Source organism: Pseudomonas sp. UMAB-08, assembly GCF_900095225.1.
Lineage (GTDB): Bacteria > Pseudomonadota > Gammaproteobacteria > Pseudomonadales > Pseudomonadaceae > Aquipseudomonas.
In genome coordinates this window covers 22,613-39,765 of record NZ_LT607415.1, presented here as the reverse complement: position 1 = coordinate 39,765, position 17,153 = coordinate 22,613, and the positions used below count along the sequence as shown (strand labels likewise).

Genomic DNA, 17,153 nt, shown 5'->3' with positions numbered 1-17,153 from the left:
TACCAGAGACCGCAGCTTACGTCGCCTGGATCAGCGTCTGCATCAATGTCGCTTCTGTAGACAAGGCTTTGGAGTTGGCCTGATAGGCAACCTGCGCCTGGATCAGCTCCACGAGTTCGTTGGTCAATTCGACGTTGGAGCCCTCAAGTGCACCCGAGACAATACTGCCCAACGTACCGACTTTGGGCGCATCGAGATTGGCGATACCTAAAGCATTTGTTTCCCGCCAATGGGTATGACTGCCTGGCTGTAAACCTTGCTCATTGGCAAAGCTGGCGAGCGTGACCTGGCCGATTTTTTTATACAGCCCATTCGTGAAACCAGCACTCACAACGCCATTCATATCGATGCTGATGTTGTTGATATTACCTGCCGCATGCCCGTCCTGCTGAGCTGAAACGCGCGCAGTCTCTGCGTTATGTTGGCTGAGCTTGTTCAAATCAATGGCAATACCACCCGAACTGCTCCGGGCACCGTTGGATACCCATTTTTCGCTATTGGTACCCCCGTCAATCACCTTGGCAGGTACCCACCGCCCCAGGGTCAATGTCCGGTTTGCTACCGCAAGACCTTCACTGCCGGTGATTGCTTGAACCGACCCGTAGGAATCGAATGTTATCTGCGCCGAGGCCGGATCGGTTTTCTCCGGGGCCGCCGGGTTTCGACCGTTGACGAGAACATGCATTTTGCAACTGTTCGTATCATCCTTGACGAAGTATTGAGTCATCTCATGTTTGTTGCCCAGACTGTCGTAGATCGGGGTTGCGAACGACTTGTTAAACGTCGTGACATCGTTGGGGTCGAACATCGGAACACGTCACCCCATCACGACGTCGCCCTCATCAACTCCGTTGACTGCACCGTCGTCTAAAGAAAGCATAATCGATCCGTCGTTAGCGGCAGGACTGGCAGCCCAAAGACCATTGAGTTGCTGGGCGGGTTTCCAACCGTTCAGGGTGAACTCTGTGTCACCTGTTTTTTTGATATGTTCACCCTCGCCCGCCGATGACAGGCTGCCGTCAGGGTTTTTCGTAATCATTACCTTCAGCGGCGTGGTCGCTGAGTGATCCACTGGATTGCGGCCATCAACAAGGGTGTACATAACCCATTGGTTGGCGTCGGTTTTAGCGAAATACTGTTTTAGTTCATGGTCCGCAGGAGGAACGGCAGGCTGGGCCTGGATTAGCACTATTTCATTCCCTTGCGCATCCTTGCCCCTGACCTCCGCAACCGCATCGATTCCTTTATCCTGAACTGTTCTATTGATCACTTTCGAATAGGTACTCGGGTCATCCGGATTAAACACTGGAAGTGCCGAGAGTGCGGCTTGAGAAGAATCAAGGTTCATTGTTTCGATCACCTCAGTGGTGGCCTTGGGTGCCATGTTAGTGGTATCGATCTTCAGGTCGGTGCGCACACCATTGACGACATCACCTTTGGCGTTTACGCCATCGCCTTGCAAACGGTTGCCTTCGTTATCAACAATATAATCGTTCTTGTCCATTTTGAACGCGCCGGCGCGGGTATAGCTCAGCGCTCCATTGTCGCTTACCACGAAAAAGCCTTTACCCTGTATACGCATATCCAGAACCCCACCCGAACTGGCATCAACGCCACCCTGACTGAAGTTTTGCGAGACATTCGCCAGACGAACACCATCACCGACAGAGTTGTGTCCATTGCCCAGTTGCGCGCTTAAATACAGTGCAGCAAATTCCGCACGGGATGACTTGAAACCATGAGTCCCCACGTTAGCGATGTTGTTGCCGGCGACCTCAAGTCTTTTATGAGCAGCGTGCAGCTCACTCAGGGAAACATTGAATGACATAAACACTCCTGTGTCGTATTGAACGACGCTCTCGTTAATGCATTTTTTTCACAGCAAAACCTTGCAATACTTGAACTTAAGTACCGCCTGTTTCCTTCTGAGTTTTATTCTCGCATTATCGAAAGTAGAAATTTTCTACATATACAGTAGGAATCAGCTATAACTTTCACACCTTAACTTGAGCGCAATTACCTACCTGAATCGCACTCAAGGCGTGACGACAAACCTCAATAGCGACTGGACAACCAACGATAGAAATACTAAATCGTACCCAATAAAAAACCCCTTCGAAAAGGGGCTTCATTCATCACTGCATCAACGCATATTTATCACGCCATCTGAATGATGGTCTGCATAATAGTGCTTTGAGTCGAAATGGTTTTTGCGTTCGCCTGATAGTTGCTTTGCGCCTTGATCAAGTCGACCAGTTCACTGGTCAGATTGACGTTAGAGTCTTCCAGCGCCTCACCCGTGAGACTGCCAAGTGTGCCTGACTCCGGCACTCCCGTGACCGGAACCCCAGACGCATAGGTTTCACGCCAGCTAGTACCGCCTGCTGGAGCCAAACCCTGAACGTTGGCGAAGTTGGTCAACGACACTTGCCCAATGACCTTGGACTGACCATTGGTGTAGGTGGCGAACAGGTTGCCGGCTGGGTCAACCGACATGGCCGACAACTGACCTGTTGCGAAGCCGTCCTGAGTCTTGGTGATTGCTCCCGACACCGAGTTAGTCTGGGTGGTCGCGAGCATGTCCAGCTTGACACCGCCCACTTTGGCCGCAGCACCGTTGATCGCCCAGACGCCTGTCGTACCGACTTGTGCCGCTGGCTTCCAGTTGTTCAAGGTAAAAGTACCGTCCGCGTTGACGGCCAGGTTCCCCGTTGTAGCCAGCGCAGTAGTGTCCAGCGAACCGTCAGGTTTGAAGGTCAGGTTCATCGGGTCCGCCACCGCACTCGTAGGGTCAGCTGCATTGCGACCATCAACCAACGTGTACATCGTCCAGGCGTTAGTGCCCGTCTTGGCGAAATACTGGCTCATGGAGTGCTCGTTGCCCTGACTGTCATAGAGCGGCGTGCTGTACGTGCTGGTGTAGCTGTTCACGTCACTCGGATCGAACGGCGCGACCGTCGGAAGTTTCGACGAAGAATTCAGGTTGGACGCAATGGTGACGATACCTGTCGGGCTAGGTGCCAGATTCGACGAGTCGATTTTAAGATCGGTCAATACACCGTTCACGACATTGCCTGCCGCATTAACACTGTAGCCCTGCAACTTGTTGTTGGAGGCATCGACGACGTTACCACTTTTGTCAGGGTAGAACGCACCGGCACGGGTATAGAGTTTTTCGCCGTTATTACTAACCATGAAGAAACCGTTGCCGTTAATCGCCAAATCAAGGCTGCGGCCGGTGCCAGTAGTCAAAGTGCCCTGCGTGAATTGTTGGGACACGGCGGCCGTGCTGACGCCACTACCCGCAGTGGTACCGCCGGAAGTACCGCGAATCGAAGCAGCGTACTGGTCCTGGAACTCGGTACGGGACGACTTGAAACCCGTGGTCGCAACGTTGGCAATGTTGTTACCGGTAACGTCGAGACTTTTGTTTGCCGCATAGAGCCCACTGAGGCCGATATTGAATGACATGCTCAACTCCTTTGCCGTCTAGTCGGCTCTATATTCCGATGGTTTGCACTTTGGACAAGCCAACACTGCTGCCGCCTGCCAGGTTGAGCGTCATTTCCGCACCGCTGACACCCATCGTCACACTGTTGACGGTGGCTGGCAGATAGGTGCTCAAGGCAGTAGCAGTGCCATTGGCGGTACCGGTGGCGACGACACTGTAAGTACCGGACGCCGCCGTCGTGCCATCGCTGTTCTGACCGTTCCAGGTAAAGCTGGTAGTACCCGCCGCCTGCGCGCCCAGATCGATGGTGTCGACCAGGTTCCCACTCGCGTCGGAGATTTTGACCGTGGTAGAGGAGTTCGACGCCGGGATGACCACTGAACCGGTCAGACCTTTTGTGGTATCGACCACTGCCGAACCGCTGCTGACGATCACCGAACGCCCAACCAGAGAAGAAGCCTGCAAGGCTTGGGACGACTGATAAGTGCTCGCAATCGTATCAACCGTACTGCTCAGGTTCTGCATGCTCTCGAGGCTGCTGAACTGGGCCAGTTGGGATACAAACTGCGTATTGTCCTGCGGACTGAGAGGGTCTTGATTCTTCATCTGCGTAACCAGCAGTTGCAGGAACGAATCCTTGCCAAGCGAAGCAGTTCCCGTTGTGCTGGTGGTGCTTTTTGTGCTGCTTGAGCTTGCCGTTTTCTGAAGCTGGTCCAGAACCGACTGACCGACGCTACTAGTAGTTGTCATCGACTGCGCCTCTTATCACTGACCGAGGGTCAGGACCTTCTGCATCATGGTTTTGGCGGTATTCATAATGTCCGCATTGGTCTGAAACGAGCGGCTGGCCGAGATCATGTCGGCCATTTCCGAAACAACATTGACGTTGGGGTAGTAGACATAACCGTTCTTGTCAGCCGCCGGATGCGTGGGCTCATAACGTGCTTCGAGGTTGCTCGGATCTTCGACGATACCGCTGACCTGAACACCCTGACCCGCTTCGTCCTGACTGCCGAACAGCGAACCGCCGTCGCCGCTGCCCTGCCCCTGGAGCACGGTCGCAAACACAGGATGACGAGTGCGGTAGGTCTGATCCATGCTCGACGAGACTGTCTCGGCGTTGGCAATGTTACTGGCCACGGTATTCAGGCGCGTGGTCTGAGCACTCATGCCACTGCCGGCAATGTTGAAAACACTTGCAAGGGACATGGATTACTCTCCACGAAGGGCTGATACCAACCCTTTGAATTTGCTGTTGAGCAGGGTGAAACTGGCCTGGAAGCCTACGGCGTTCTGCGCGTAGCTGGCCTGTTCAACCTGCGTATCGACGGTATTCTGGTCAAGCGAAGGCTGGCTAGGCGTGCGATACAGCAGAGCCCCGTCACCACCGCTCAGACCTTCGGCGTCAATGTGCCGAGTGTTGGTCGTTTTAAGACCAAACGCGCCATTTTTGGTTTTATCGCTTTGCGCTGCGAGCACGGCCGAGAACTCAAGGTCTCGCGCCTTATAGTTCGGCGTGTCGGCGTTGGCGATGTTGTTGGCCAGGACTTCTGCACGCTGAGCGCGAAAGCCAAGGGCTTGCTCATGGATGCCTAGCGCTTTATCGAAGCTGATGCTCATGTCGGGAAACCTTTAGCGGCTGACCTGAATTTCGTATCAGTCACAAAGCAATCAGCGTGCCAGCTTCGCCCGCGCCACAAATCAAGGGCTTGCGGGCTATCAGGGGGCGGCAACGACAGAAAAGCGGCAAGGCATTTCCGCTATACGGGGGTAAAGCGGCAATCACAGCGCCGTTTTCTTGCCATTGCCGTTTCCTCCCAGATGGGCAGTAACGGTTTGCTTGATGCAAAAAAAGAGACCCGAAGGTCTCTTTTGTTAGCGCAGCGATCACTTCGCCTGGTAAATGATCCCGGGGCTGCACTGGACCATCTGATAATGATCAGGCAAACCATTGAGCGCTTCCGATGCCCCAAGAAACAGGTAGCCTCCGGGCTTAAGCGTACTGTGGATACGCAACAGAATGTCCTTCTTCACCTCTGCCGAGAAATAGATCAGCACATTGCGGCAAAAAACGATGTCGAATTTTCCCAGGCTTGCATAGCTGTCGAGTAGGTTGAAAGAGCGAAACTCGACCCGGCTCTTGATGGGCGCCTTGACTGCCCAACGCCCCGCTTCCTTGGGATCGAAAAAGCGTTGCAGACGCTCTTGGGATAGCCCACGACCCAGCGCCAGACTGTCGTATTCGCCCGTCTTGCAGTTGTTCAACATCAACCCCGAAAGATCGGTAGCGATGATCTGCACGCCCTGCTTCAGCTGACCGAGGTTGCTGCGCTCGAACTCGTCGATCGTCATCGATAGCGAGTACGGTTCCTGACCTGAAGAACATGCCGCTGACCAGATACGCAGGCGCTGGTTCGGGCTGGCCTTGATCGCTTCTGGAAGCACTTTGTTCTTCATGACTTCGAACGGGTAGGTGTCGCGAAACCAGAGCGTCTCGTTGGTGGTCATTGCGTCCACGACCTGCTCGCGCAGACCACTGCGAGGCTGAGCCTGGATTCGCTGAATCAACTCCCTCAGCGACTTGATGCCTTGCTGGTCCATGAGTTTGTTGAGACGGCTTGAGACCAGATACTGCTTATTCTCACCGAGCAAAATGCCACAGGCTTTTTCCAGGAAGACCCGGAACTGTTCGAAATCCAAATTACCTGTAGACAAAGAAACCGCCTCTTACAATCTTGCGTACAGCCAAAGGGCGGCGCCCTTTGGCGATTATTTCACTGCGTTGATCCGATCAACTACCCGGGCGGCGAGCTCATCAGGCCGGAACTTGGCAAGAAAATCATCTGCACCGACTTTCTTGACCATCGCCTGGTTGAACACGCCCGACAAGGAAGTATGCAGGATGATGTGTATTTTTTGCATGCGCGGATCGTTGCGAATTGCCGAGGTCAAGGTATACCCATCCATCTCGGGCATTTCGATGTCTGAAATCATCATCAGAAACTCCTCTTCAGGCTTCTTGCCCTCTTCGACCATTCGCTGCAAGTAATCCAGCGCCTGACGACCGTCGTTCAAGGCTACCACCTCGACCCCGACTGTCTGCAGACAACGCGTCACCTGCTTACGCGCAACCGACGAATCGTCGACGGTCAGCACTCGAAGGGTCAACGCTTTGGCCTGTGTCTCTTCATCGACAACACCGACCGAAATACTTTCCGAAGTCGGCGCCACTTCCGCGAGGATTTTCTCCACGTCAATGATTTCGACCAACTGGTTATCGACTCGGGTCACCGCGGTCAGATAATGATCGCGCCCGGTTCCCTTGGGCGGCGGATGGATCTCCTCCCAGTTCATATTGACGATGCGTTCTACCGAATGCACCAGAAAACCCTGAATTTTGGTGTTGTACTCGGTAATGATGACGAAGGTGTCATTCACACCCCGCTCTAATGCTTTCGCGCCGGTGGCCATCCCCAGATCGATGATCGGAATGGTCGCCCCACGAATATTTGCAACGCCACGCACCACTGGGTTGGACCTAGGCATCACGGTCAGCTTGGGGCATTGCAGCACCTCTCTGACCTTGAACACATTAATCCCGTAGAGCTGCTGGCCGTTGAGACGGAACAACAACAACTCAAGACGGTTCTGCCCCACCAGCTGTGTGCGCTGGTTCACCGAATCCATTACACCCGCCATGCCCTAACTCCCGAACCAAAGCTTCGAACCCATAATTGCCTAAATGACTAAGCGGCACGGGGCTTGCTTTTTAACTGTTATGAATGCAAAAACGACATTTTTCCGACGCATGACATCTGGCTCCGGCAGCTTACGCTGCACGGCGGCCGTTTTGTGGCTTTTTAGTGGCGGCCAATTCGCACAGAGCGAGCCTTTAAGCCTTCCTGATCAGCTTATCGGCGTGACCCAAGGGTTTCTTGAATTCTCCATAGAGGATTATCTGGCGACGACCCAAACCGAAGGCCGCTACCAAATTCAGGTCAACCAGCTCGATCCGCGCATGACGCTGACACAGTGCGACAAGGAATTGACTGCGAGTCTCGAAAGTCCCGCTCAGCCACTGGGACGCGTGACCGTCAAGGTTCGTTGCGAAGGATCATTACCCTGGACTGTATACGTGCCGGCCCAGGTGCATTTATTTCGTCAGGTCGTGATCGTCAAACGCCCGCTCAAGCGTGGCGGCATCATCGGCGAAGACGACGTATCCCTGAGCGAGCGCGATATCAGCCAGATGCCCCAGGGCTATATCACGTCTCTTGATGAGGCGATCGGGCAAAAGATGACCCGACAAATGGTCAATGGGCAAATCATCACCCCACTGCAGATGGAACAGGCAGAATTGATACGAAAAGGCGACCAGGTGGTGATTATTGCCAAGAGCGGTACACTGCTGGTCCGCATGCCTGGCGAGGCATTGTCCGATGGCGGCCTGGGTGAGCAGATCAGGGTACGGAACCTGAACTCGAAACGGGTGATCAAAGCGCATGTAACCGCACCCGGGCAAGTTGAAGTGACCTTGTGATCGCTGGCGGGATGGCGCGGAGTTTCCTAGACTGAGAACCTGTGCCAGGCAGCGTTTCTATTGGTTTCAATAACGCACCTAAAGTTTTCTTGTGTTTGGCCGAAAACATGGCAAGCGTCCAAACACCTAGAGGTTCTCAACCATGGTCATCGACTTTAGTCGTTTAAACAGCTCCTCCTCCGTGTCGACGGGCTCGCGCACCAGCAATGTCAAGGAGACCGGCAATGCCGCAACCTCCGCCAGCGCGAAAGCCACCACCGAAGCGGTCAACACGTCGAGTGGAGAAGCCGTGCACCTTAGTAACGAGGCTCAACAGTTGCAGACTATCAGCGACAAGCTGCGCGGCCAGCCGGTTGTCAACAGTGCCCGTGTGGCAGAGTTGAAACAGGCCGTTGCCGATGGCAGCTATACGGTCGACAGCGGTCGTGTAGCCAGCAAGCTGCTTAATTTCGAAGCCCAGCGCTAGCCAAAGGCCTGCGCCAGGGCTTTTGGACGCCTAAAACCCAGAGCATGCAATGCACGACACTACTCTATTGCAACTGATTACCGACGATATCGCACCGGCCCAACAGCTGTTGGAACTATTGCAAGCCGAATCCCTGGCGCTGCATGGTCGGGATATGTTCTTACTCGAAGATATTCTTGCGCAGAAACAATCGCTGGTGATCATGCTTGAGCAGCATGGCCGCAAACGCAGCCAGATTCTTGCCAGCCTGAATCTGAGGCCTGATCGTCAAGGCCTTGAGGAACTGGCGAGTCATTCATCGATCGGTGAAGAGTTGCTCAGCCAAGGTGACGCACTCAGCGCCCTGATGAGCGACTGCCGGGCCACCAACGAGCTCAATGGTCACTCGATCAAGCTTCAGCAAGCCTCCACGGCCCATCAGATGAGAATTATCACCGGCGGTGAAGCGCCAATGTTATATGACAGCCGTGGGTCGACATCCAGCGTCCATAAGCCGCGCCCGCTGAGCCAGGCGTAAATTTCCTGTATCAAGGCACCAAACATGCTGGCAAAATGCCCCTCGATTACGTGCTGTCGTATTTTGCCTGGAGAAGGATGAACCGTGTTCAATGCCTTAAGCGCGGAAGATGCTCCGCAGCCACCAAAGGTACTCACCACACCTTTGGAAATTGCCGCAAATCTGCGGTTACTGCTAGACAGCCATGACCCTCTGATCATTACCTTTCATGAGCGCACCCAGCGCTTTCAAAGCTATCTGATCGAGGTAAATCGCGACGGCAATGGAATTGCCCTCGACGAAATGATCCCTCGCGACGGCGAGCGCTTCTTGACCAGCGGCGAACCGTTTCGCGTTGAAGGCTTTCATGACGGCGTTAGGATTGCGTGGGAGTGCGAAGAGACGCTGACCATTGACGATCACGACGGTCATCGCTGCTACCGTGGCGCCATGCCGACGGAAGTGGTTTATCACCAGCGCCGTAACGCCTTTCGCGCAGCACTGAAACTGGCTCAATTGGTCAATGTTGAAGTCAACGGCGACAAAGTTAAATCAGCACTGAACGGCAAGCTCCTGGATATTTCCGCTACGGGCTGCAAATTGCGATTTGAAGGTGATATTTCCGAACAACTTCAGCTGGGCCAGGTGTACGAACGCTTTGTTGCAGGCCTGCCTTTTGGCAACATGAGCGCACCCGTCGAGTTGCGTTACCTGCATTTCGAAGAAAGAATCAACATCACGTTCGCCGGTGTGCGCTTCCACAACATGAGCGGTCTGGTACAGCGCCAGGTTGAGCGATTCGTTTATCAGCTGCAGCGCGAAGCGCGGCGATTCGATAAAGACGACGACTTCTGATCAGCGTGTGCAGTATCAGCGATTGCGGCGAATGACTGCCGCAATCGCATGCTCCTTTCCTCCCTGAGTACAGCTTCTTCTCCCTCGCAGTTCAATCGCTCAATCGCGCAATTTTCCGCTATCAAACAGGCTTGTCAGCGCTCTCGTCTGTAGAAGCCGTCGCCTGCGATTCCGTTTGCGGCTCGCCTTCGGCTTCAGCCCCCTCTTGCGGTTCGACTGCCGTCTGCATCTGATCCTGAACCACCTGCTCATCGACACGCGGGTCCAACGCGACCACCAACGGTGAGCTGGACATGCTGTCCGGCATCGCCACGTGTTGCAACGGTGCGTCCTCGACCTGGTGCAGATTGGTCACCGCCTTAGGCCGGATGCGCCAGACCAGAATCACGGCAGCAAAACAGACGAAAGCGTAGAGCATGTTGCTGCCGAACATCTTCATCATTACGCCCGCGGCCAACGGGCCAATGCTGGCACCGATACCGTAGGTCATCAGCAACATGGCGGTCAGTGACACACGGCGCTCGCCTTCGACGTGGTCATTGGAAAAGGCCACGGCCAACGGATAAAGACAGAACTGCATCAAAGAGGCGAAGAAGCCGACCCCGAACAATACTTCCACAGGCACCTGCGGCATGACCGCCAAGGGAAAAGCCAACAAGGCCAGCGCACCGGCAAAAATCCGAATCAACAAGGCACGGTCATAGCGATCCGACAAGGCGCCGAGCGGCCATTGCACTAACAGCCCCGCAAGAATGCAGCTACCCATGAACAAACCCACCGCCTCGGTAGACAAACCCTGCTGGGAGGCATACAGCGGCGCCAGACCATAGAACGAGCCGATGATCAGCCCGGCCCCCAATACGGTGCTCAACGACTGCGGCACCCGCTTGAGGAAAAAACGGGGTTCCAGCGGTGCCGGGTGCATGGGCGCCGGGTGAATACTGCGGGTCATCGCCACCGGCACAAGGCACAGGGCAAAACACAACGCGACCAGCATCAGCAGTTCGGGGCCCAATGACGGGTGAATAACCAGAATAAGCTGACCCAGCACCAGGCCAAGGTAAGACGCGATCATGTAACCGCTAAACACAATGCCGCGTTGTTTGGCATGTGCCTGCTCGTTCAGCCAGCTTTCGATCACCATGTACTGGCACATCATCCCCAGGCCCACGATGACCCGCAGGAACAACCACGCCGGCAGCCAGTCGACCAGCCCGTGCCCCAACACCGCAGCGCCTACAATACCTGCGCACGTGGCGTAGGCGCGAATGTGCCCGACCCTGCCAATCAGCCGGTGACCGATCTTGCCGCCCAATACCAGACCGAAGTAGTTGGCCGCCATCAACGCGCCGACCCACAGGCTATCGACTTGGTCGGCCGCCAGGCGCAAAGCAAGATAGGTACTTAACAGACCCGAGCCGATAAGCATCATCAGCGAGGCAAAATAAAGCGCTCGAAAGGACTTCCAGATTTGACGCATCGACGTTCCAGGCTTTCCACATAAAAGAAGAAGAGCAAAAGAATGGAGCCACCCAGACAGGCGACTCCAAAACCAACGTTTCTAAGCCTGAGCAGCCAGCACGCGCCGTTCCCAGGGAGTAATTTCATCAAAAAAGCGGGTCAGTTCCATGCTCATCGAAGCGATGTAGCCTTCGATGAACGCTTTACCAAACAGCTCTTTCGCCAATTGGCTACGCTTCAGACGCTCCAGAGCGGCATGTAAGGTACACGGTAATGACAATTCATCCGGCACTTGAATCTCACCCTGGATCGGCGCTGTTGGCTCCAGCTCATGCTCAATACCATAAAGACCGGCTGCAAGGCTTGCGGCGATGGCGAGATAAGGGTTGGCGTCCGCACCAGGCAGCCGATTCTCCACCTTTCTAGCGACCGGTGCACTCGCCGCCCTTCGAGAAAACCCTCGGCGGTCATCACCTTGCCCCGTGGTACACCGTTCAAGCCAGGAGTTACACACTCAATCTCATCAATGCCCGCCAATCGCTCCGCAGGGGAGCGGTGGTCATTAATCGTCATGACTCTACATCCTTTGTTGCTGTGCAAGCCATTCACCGGCACCTTGTACAAAATACGCATCGCCCGTTCGAAATTTCAAGCAGTTTGGCCCCGCCGCGCACTACGCAACGTGCACGGAAAGTTGGCTAGCTTTTTGCTTTTTATATTGAGCCAAGAATAAAACGCCATTTCCATGGCAGGCAAACCGATTATAGATTGTGCTTGGCTGAACCCCGCTTTTGCCGAAAGGGTACAGGTGTCGTGAGGCTTTTAAAATCACACTGAGCAGTGCATTCCATGCCGAAAATGATCCCTGTTACCAGTCCGCTGCTGCCTCCCTTAGAGGAATTCATTCCTTATCTCGAAGAAATCTGGAGAAGCAAGCGTTTGACGAATGGGGGGCCCTTTCATGAACAATTAGAATCGGCGCTCGCAGAATACTTGGGCGTCGAACATATATGCCTGTTTTCCAACGGCACGTTAGCGCTGGTCACCGCGTTGCAGGCATTGCGCATCACGGGCGAAGTCATCACCACACCTTACTCGTTCGTCGCAACTGCCCACTCGTTACTCTGGAACAACGTCAAGCCAGTCTTTGTCGATATCGACCCGCTGACCAATAATCTCGACCCACGACGCGTTGAGGAAGCGATCACGCCCGCGACCACCGCCATCCTGCCGGTTCACTGCTACGGCATACCTTGTGACGTCGAAGCCATCCAGAAAATAGCCGACACCTATGGGCTCAAGGTTATCTACGATGCCGCGCACGCATTCGGCGTTCGACAAAACGGTACCAGCATCCTGAAACAAGGCGATTTATCGATTCTCAGCTTTCACGCGACCAAAGTTTTCAATACGTTCGAAGGCGGTGCCATTGTCTGCCCGGACAAGAAGATCAAACAACGCATCGACTACCTGAAGAACTTCGGTTTCGCTGATGAAGTCACCATCATGGCACCCGGCATCAACGGCAAGATGAATGAGATTCAAGCGGCTTTCGGCATGCTGCAACTCAAACACATCGATTCGGCCCTGGCACAACGAAAACGTATTTTTGAACGTTACCAACGCGCGTTGACAGGCGTAAACGGTATCCAGCTGCTGCACGTGCCCGACCACGTGGACTGGAACTACGCCTATTTTCCAATCCTGGTCGATGAATCCAGGTTTGGCGCGAGCCGCGATGAACTTTATGACCGTTACCGTGCTCGCGACATCATGGTTCGTCGCTATTTCTACCCGCTTATTACTGAATTCCCTATGTACCGAAGCCTGCCCAGCGGGGACGCTTCACGCCTCCCACACGCTCATTCGATTTCCAGCCAAGTACTCTGTTTACCGATTTTTCCTGACCTGTCATTCGAAAACCAGGATGAAGTCGTCGACATACTGCTCAGCGCTAGCGGGGGTTGATACGTGTCGTACCTCACACATCGAGCTTTCACCGCCCAGACGCGGGAGCAGCTGTACGAACAACCGCATCGTTACGCGCCTCATTCTCAAGACCTGACGTCGCTGCTACAGGGTCGAGTAGCGCTGATGCAACCGTACTTTCTGCCCTATCTGGGTTACTTCCAACTGATCGCAGCGGCAGACTGCTTCATCATCTATGACAATGTACAGTTCATCAAAAACGGCTGGATTGAGCGCAATCGGTACCTGCTCGACGGCCAACCCAAGTGGTTCGGTATTCCCTTGGCGAAAAGCAGCCATACCCAACTCATCATGGACAAACGCATCGCTTCGCATTTCGAGATTGGATCGGTACTCAATAAACTCGCCTTTGCCTACCGTCGTGCTCCTTATGTACGACCCATGCTGGCCTGGCTTGAAGCGCTACTGAGTCGGCCGTCCGAGAATATCGCCGAACTCAATGAACATGTGCTGCGTTCGTGCTGCGGCCTGCTGAAACTGAATACCCCGATTCTGAAAGCAAGCGAACTCATGCCCCCGTCCAACTTGACGGGACAGGATCGAGTACTTGAACTGTTGAGGATTGTAGGCGGAGCCCGTTACCTGAACCCCGTAGCAGGGGGAGAACTTTATCACGCCACTGATTTTTCCAAGGCTGGCGTAGCCCTGGAAATGCTTACTCCGTCTCTGACACCCTATGAGCAACGAGACAAGCCATTTGTGCCTGGTCTATCAATCCTCGATGCCTTGATGTTCAACGAGCCACAGGTAGTTGCGGCTTGGGCAAGACAGGGAGTGATCTCGCGTGGCTGAGGCAATAGGCGGGTATTTCGAGATGGAGCTACAACGTGGCTGCAACCCTTATCCCACTGCGCACGCTTTCAACTCGGCTCGCTCAGCGTTCAAAGCCTTGTTGCTGGCTTGCAACGTCCGCCGGGTGTTCATGCCACATTACCTCTGCGCAGTCATGCCTGATGCCGCAAAGACCGTTGGCGTCGAAGTCGTTCGCTATAGCCTGTCCGATACACTTGAACTGCTGCAGTACCCGGAACTGGACACGGACGACAGGCTGCTATATGTCGACTACTTCGGCCTGAAAACGGCCTATATCCAGAACACTCTGGTTCCTCGTTACCGAGCCCGGCTGATCGTCGATAACTCGCAAGCGCTATTCTCATTGCCGGTGAACGATGTTGCTACGTTGTATTCGCCGCGCAAATTCGTCGGGGTGCCGGACGGAGGTTGGCTGGTCAATGGACCCGACCCGTTGAGCATGCCAGAGCAGGGCACCGCCGAAGGTCGTTTCCAGGCTCTATTGGGGCGCCTCGTCGACGAGCCTCAGACGCACTATTCGGCATTTCTGAAAATCGAGGAAGCGCTAGGGCTCGAAGGCCTGAAAAGCATGTCGAAAAGCACCGCACGGCTACTCGACAGCATTGATTACGAAAACATCAGAACCCGTCGGACAGAAAACCTGACGCACCTGCGCAACACACTCGACTCGGTCAATAGTTTCGATACGTGGCCAGCGACCCCTACGCCTGCATTGTGCTATCCATTGCTAACCAACTCCCTAAGCTCAACCATCGCGCTGCGCGAAGAGCTGTTGCGTCAGAAAGTCTATGTGCCTGGCTATTGGCATGAAGTCGCAGTTGATCCGACGACACCCTTGGTGGAAAAGTCTTGGGCCGAACGCCTGCTACCGCTGCCGATCGATCAACGCTACGGCCTCAATGATATGGACCGGCTAGCGTCAATCATTCATCTCGCTATGGGGACATCATGAGCATCCGCGGTAAAAGAATTTTACTCAGGGCCCTGGAAATGGAAGACCTGCCACTGCTCCACGCCTGGTCCAATGACGAGGCACTGTGGTCTATGTTGGGTGGCTGGCATTTTCCAACGTCCCGAGAGGCTCAACGTGAATGGCTGATGAACCTCAAAGACAACCCCCTTAACCAGCGCTTTGGGATCGAAGTCAAGGAGCATGGCCTGATCGGAACGGCCAACCTTGTCGACATCGACTGGAAGAATGGCACGGCCGAGCACGGCATGATGATCGGCGACGAAACTCTGCGTGGCCAAGGCTACGGAGCGGAGGTGATTGCGACAGTGATGCGTTATGCATTCGACGAGCTAGGCTTGAGCCGTCTGGCGACCACCATCATCGAGTATAACGAAGCCTCCCTGGCCACCTATACCCGCAAGACCCCCTGGAAAATCGAGGGCCGGCAGCGCCAGTGGTATTACCGCAAGGGGCAACGCTGGGATCGCTATTTGCTTGGCGTCACCGCTGACGACTACAGGCAATGGCATGCGACCCGACAAGGACAGCACTGATGAAAGAAATCTGGACCTCTTTGAACGAACAAGGCTTCGTCAGTTTGCCGTCTTTGATAGATGCCACGCTGCTCAGCCGACTGCAAGACGACTTGGCCACAGCTATCGAGCGTTGCCGACATGTGCAGCTGGAAAACAACATTACTCAGCGCACTGAACAAACCGCTCATCATATTCTTGAGCGCGACAATAGCTTCATCGATCTGCTGGGACATTTTTCGGATTGGGGGATTCTCGACCTTCTGGAGCACATGCTGGGTGGAGCGGCCGTACTCAACTCCTTTGGTGGCCTGAACAACCTCAGCTCGACCAACGCCTATGTGCGCAACGTCCATCGTGATGTGCGCTCCTGGTCGGGCGAGTCCATGCAAATGGCGCAAGCACTGGTCTTGTTGGACGACTTCGTCCCCAATAACGGGCCAACCCTCTTTTTGCCTGGCTCTCACCGGTCACCCGAAAAGCCCGATGACGCAACTTTCGATGCCCACGCGATTAAAGCGCTGGGCGGCATCGGCTCAATTTATCTATTCGATTCGCGGATATGGCATGCCGCAGGAATCAACCAGACTTCCGGGCCGCGTCGCTGCCTGACGCTGACGTTCACCCGGAGTTTTTTCAAACAGCAATTCGATTACTGTCGCGCGCTCGGCCAAGACTTCTGCGAAGCGCAAGCGCCTACGCTACAGCAACTGTTGGGCTGGTATGCCCGAACGCCTTCCAACCTTCACGAGTGGTACCAGCCTGAAGATCAGCGCTTCTACCGAAAGAGTCAGGGATAGCCATGTCCACACGCAACTATAACAACGAGTTCCAGGATAACGCTCACCGTCACTACGCCTACAACTTCGATGCGCGGCTACGTCGATATATGATGGATACGTTTTCCCCTTGGCTGAGCGATGGACCGGCATTGGAGCTCGGCTGCTTTGAGGGTGACTTTACCCAAATTTTCGTTGAACGCTTTTCTGACTTAACCGTTATCGAAGCAGCCAGCGAGCTGATCGAAGTTACCCGAGCCCGGGTCACCCCGTCGGTGGAGTTTGTATGCAGCACCTTCGAAACCGCGGAACTTGCTCCACGCTTCGACAACATTTTTTTGATCCACACCCTTGAACACCTTGATGATCGGCAAACCGTACTGCAGCGGATCTCTCGCTGGCTGACGCCCACCGGGCGTTTGTTCATCGCAGTGCCCAACGCCAATGCCCCCTCACGTCAAATCGCCGTGGCGATGGGATTGATCGATCACGTCAGTGCTGTAACCGAAGGTGAACGACTGCACGGCCATCGCATCACTTACACACAGGATACGCTTGAGCAGGAAGTTCACTCGGCGGGCTGGAAGATCAAACACCGAGGCGGCGTATTTTTCAAACCGTTGGCTAACTTCCAACTAGACAGGGCCATGGAAACCCAATTGATCGATGATCAATTCATGGATGGCTGCTACACCTTGGGCCGGCAATACCCAGATTTGTGCGCGAGCATTTTTGTGGTCTGTGAACACGCCTGATCAGCCGAGTGAGTACCGTATGACAAGTCGCAATCTGCACCGTAAAACGCCGAGCCCCTATTA

Annotated in this window: 17 protein-coding genes and 2 pseudogenes; 10 read left to right on the top strand and 9 right to left on the bottom strand. The window is 54.5% G+C overall.

The window, feature by feature from the left end:
- Positions 1 to 16: 16 nt before the first annotated feature.
- The 7 genes and pseudogenes from K0F75_RS26030 to K0F75_RS03215 form a co-directional block, all read right to left on the bottom strand.
- Positions 17 to 1,828 (bottom strand): annotated as a pseudogene (locus tag K0F75_RS26030) (flagellar hook-basal body complex protein).
- A gap of 329 nt (positions 1,829 to 2,157) precedes the next feature.
- Entirely contained in the window at positions 2,158 to 3,471 is a 1,314-nt protein-coding gene (gene flgE / locus K0F75_RS03240) for a flagellar hook protein FlgE (protein WP_219060409.1), read from the bottom strand.
- A 28-nt stretch (positions 3,472 to 3,499) separates the two neighbouring features.
- On the bottom strand, positions 3,500 to 4,201 hold the full coding sequence (locus K0F75_RS03235) for a flagellar hook assembly protein FlgD (protein ID WP_219060408.1): 702 nt from the start codon (positions 4,199 to 4,201) through the stop codon (positions 3,500 to 3,502).
- A gap of 15 nt (positions 4,202 to 4,216) precedes the next feature.
- Positions 4,217 to 4,660: a flagellar basal body rod protein FlgC gene (gene flgC / locus K0F75_RS03230; protein WP_219060407.1), complete on the bottom strand. Its 444-nt coding sequence runs from the start codon at positions 4,658 to 4,660 to the stop codon at positions 4,217 to 4,219.
- A gap of 3 nt (positions 4,661 to 4,663) precedes the next feature.
- Positions 4,664 to 5,071 carry a flagellar basal body rod protein FlgB gene (flgB, locus tag K0F75_RS03225; RefSeq protein ID WP_219060406.1) on the bottom strand — a complete coding sequence of 136 codons (408 nt, stop codon included), beginning with the start codon at positions 5,069 to 5,071 and terminating at the stop codon, positions 4,664 to 4,666.
- 267 nt (positions 5,072 to 5,338) lie between these two features.
- The gene (gene cheR / locus K0F75_RS03220; RefSeq protein ID WP_219060405.1) at positions 5,339 to 6,166 is read right to left on the bottom strand and encodes a protein-glutamate O-methyltransferase CheR; all 828 of its coding nucleotides are present in this window, start codon (positions 6,164 to 6,166) and stop codon (positions 5,339 to 5,341) included.
- 54 nt (positions 6,167 to 6,220) lie between these two features.
- On the bottom strand, positions 6,221 to 7,150 hold the full coding sequence (locus K0F75_RS03215; protein WP_219060404.1) for a chemotaxis protein CheV: 930 nt from the start codon (positions 7,148 to 7,150) through the stop codon (positions 6,221 to 6,223).
- A gap of 79 nt (positions 7,151 to 7,229) precedes the next feature.
- Between K0F75_RS03215 and flgA the strand changes: the two genes are divergently transcribed.
- From flgA to K0F75_RS03195, 4 genes are all read left to right on the top strand, one after another.
- Positions 7,230 to 7,991, top strand: a complete 762-nt coding sequence (gene flgA / locus K0F75_RS03210) for a flagellar basal body P-ring formation chaperone FlgA (protein ID WP_219060843.1) — start codon at positions 7,230 to 7,232, stop codon at positions 7,989 to 7,991.
- Positions 7,992 to 8,133: 142 nt separating this feature from the next.
- Positions 8,134 to 8,457 (top strand): flagellar biosynthesis anti-sigma factor FlgM, encoded by a 324-nt coding sequence (flgM, locus tag K0F75_RS03205; RefSeq protein ID WP_219060403.1) that lies wholly within the window; start codon positions 8,134 to 8,136, stop codon positions 8,455 to 8,457.
- A 49-nt stretch (positions 8,458 to 8,506) separates the two neighbouring features.
- Positions 8,507 to 8,974: a flagella synthesis protein FlgN gene (locus K0F75_RS03200; RefSeq protein ID WP_219060402.1), complete on the top strand. Its 468-nt coding sequence runs from the start codon at positions 8,507 to 8,509 to the stop codon at positions 8,972 to 8,974.
- Positions 8,975 to 9,058: 84 nt separating this feature from the next.
- Positions 9,059 to 9,808, top strand: a complete 750-nt coding sequence (locus tag K0F75_RS03195; protein ID WP_219060401.1) for a flagellar brake protein — start codon at positions 9,059 to 9,061, stop codon at positions 9,806 to 9,808.
- A gap of 121 nt (positions 9,809 to 9,929) precedes the next feature.
- Here the strand turns inward: K0F75_RS03195 and K0F75_RS03190 are convergent, their stop codons facing one another.
- On the bottom strand, positions 9,930 to 11,288 hold the full coding sequence (locus K0F75_RS03190; RefSeq protein WP_219060400.1) for an MFS transporter: 1,359 nt from the start codon (positions 11,286 to 11,288) through the stop codon (positions 9,930 to 9,932).
- Positions 11,289 to 11,369: 81 nt separating this feature from the next.
- A pseudogene (locus K0F75_RS03185) lies at positions 11,370 to 11,738 on the bottom strand (glutamine synthetase); the annotation flags it as partial.
- Between the two features lie 380 nt (positions 11,739 to 12,118).
- Between K0F75_RS03185 and vioA the strand changes: the two are divergent.
- From vioA to K0F75_RS03155, 6 genes are read left to right on the top strand one after another with little or no spacing between them, the layout of a single operon-like run.
- Positions 12,119 to 13,237, top strand: a complete 1,119-nt coding sequence (gene vioA / locus K0F75_RS03180; protein ID WP_219060399.1) for a dTDP-4-amino-4,6-dideoxy-D-glucose aminotransferase VioA — start codon at positions 12,119 to 12,121, stop codon at positions 13,235 to 13,237.
- Between the two features lie 3 nt (positions 13,238 to 13,240).
- Positions 13,241 to 14,050, top strand: a complete 810-nt coding sequence (locus K0F75_RS03175; protein WP_219060398.1) for a WbqC family protein — start codon at positions 13,241 to 13,243, stop codon at positions 14,048 to 14,050.
- Positions 14,043 to 15,023 (top strand): hypothetical protein, encoded by a 981-nt coding sequence (locus K0F75_RS03170; RefSeq protein ID WP_219060397.1) that lies wholly within the window; start codon positions 14,043 to 14,045, stop codon positions 15,021 to 15,023. Before K0F75_RS03175 ends, K0F75_RS03170 begins: the two co-directional genes overlap by 8 nt.
- Positions 15,020 to 15,577, top strand: a complete 558-nt coding sequence (locus K0F75_RS03165) for a GNAT family N-acetyltransferase (protein ID WP_219060396.1) — start codon at positions 15,020 to 15,022, stop codon at positions 15,575 to 15,577. Before K0F75_RS03170 ends, K0F75_RS03165 begins: the two co-directional genes overlap by 4 nt.
- Positions 15,577 to 16,356, top strand: a complete 780-nt coding sequence (locus K0F75_RS03160) for a phytanoyl-CoA dioxygenase family protein (protein WP_219060395.1) — start codon at positions 15,577 to 15,579, stop codon at positions 16,354 to 16,356. The genes K0F75_RS03165 and K0F75_RS03160 overlap by 1 nt, the downstream gene beginning before the upstream one ends.
- Positions 16,357 to 16,358: 2 nt before the next feature.
- Complete coding sequence (locus K0F75_RS03155) at positions 16,359 to 17,090, top strand: bifunctional 2-polyprenyl-6-hydroxyphenol methylase/3-demethylubiquinol 3-O-methyltransferase UbiG (RefSeq protein ID WP_219060394.1); 732 nt, start codon at positions 16,359 to 16,361, stop codon at positions 17,088 to 17,090.
- The last annotated feature ends 63 nt before the right edge of the window (positions 17,091 to 17,153 follow it).

What these genes read in the sequence shown, in the direction of transcription:
- K0F75_RS03200 (WP_219060402.1), top strand. Translation starts at nt 8,507, where the DNA reads ATGCACGACACTACTCTATTGCAACTGATTACCGACGATATCGCACCG.
- flgA (WP_219060843.1), top strand. Translation starts at nt 7,230, where the DNA reads ATGAATGCAAAAACGACATTTTTCCGACGCATGACATCTGGCTCCGGC.
- K0F75_RS03215 (WP_219060404.1), bottom strand. Translation starts at nt 7,150, where the DNA reads ATGGCGGGTGTAATGGATTCGGTGAACCAGCGCACACAGCTGGTGGGG.
- K0F75_RS03160 (WP_219060395.1), top strand. Translation starts at nt 15,577, where the DNA reads ATGAAAGAAATCTGGACCTCTTTGAACGAACAAGGCTTCGTCAGTTTG.
- K0F75_RS03235 (WP_219060408.1), bottom strand. Translation starts at nt 4,201, where the DNA reads ATGACAACTACTAGTAGCGTCGGTCAGTCGGTTCTGGACCAGCTTCAG.
- flgM (WP_219060403.1), top strand. Translation starts at nt 8,134, where the DNA reads ATGGTCATCGACTTTAGTCGTTTAAACAGCTCCTCCTCCGTGTCGACG.
- K0F75_RS03165 (WP_219060396.1), top strand. Translation starts at nt 15,020, where the DNA reads ATGAGCATCCGCGGTAAAAGAATTTTACTCAGGGCCCTGGAAATGGAA.
- flgB (WP_219060406.1), bottom strand. Translation starts at nt 5,071, where the DNA reads ATGAGCATCAGCTTCGATAAAGCGCTAGGCATCCATGAGCAAGCCCTT.
- K0F75_RS03190 (WP_219060400.1), bottom strand. Translation starts at nt 11,288, where the DNA reads ATGCGTCAAATCTGGAAGTCCTTTCGAGCGCTTTATTTTGCCTCGCTG.
- flgE (WP_219060409.1), bottom strand. Translation starts at nt 3,471, where the DNA reads ATGTCATTCAATATCGGCCTCAGTGGGCTCTATGCGGCAAACAAAAGT.
- K0F75_RS03155 (WP_219060394.1), top strand. Translation starts at nt 16,359, where the DNA reads ATGTCCACACGCAACTATAACAACGAGTTCCAGGATAACGCTCACCGT.
- vioA (WP_219060399.1), top strand. Translation starts at nt 12,119, where the DNA reads ATGCCGAAAATGATCCCTGTTACCAGTCCGCTGCTGCCTCCCTTAGAG.
- flgC (WP_219060407.1), bottom strand. Translation starts at nt 4,660, where the DNA reads ATGTCCCTTGCAAGTGTTTTCAACATTGCCGGCAGTGGCATGAGTGCT.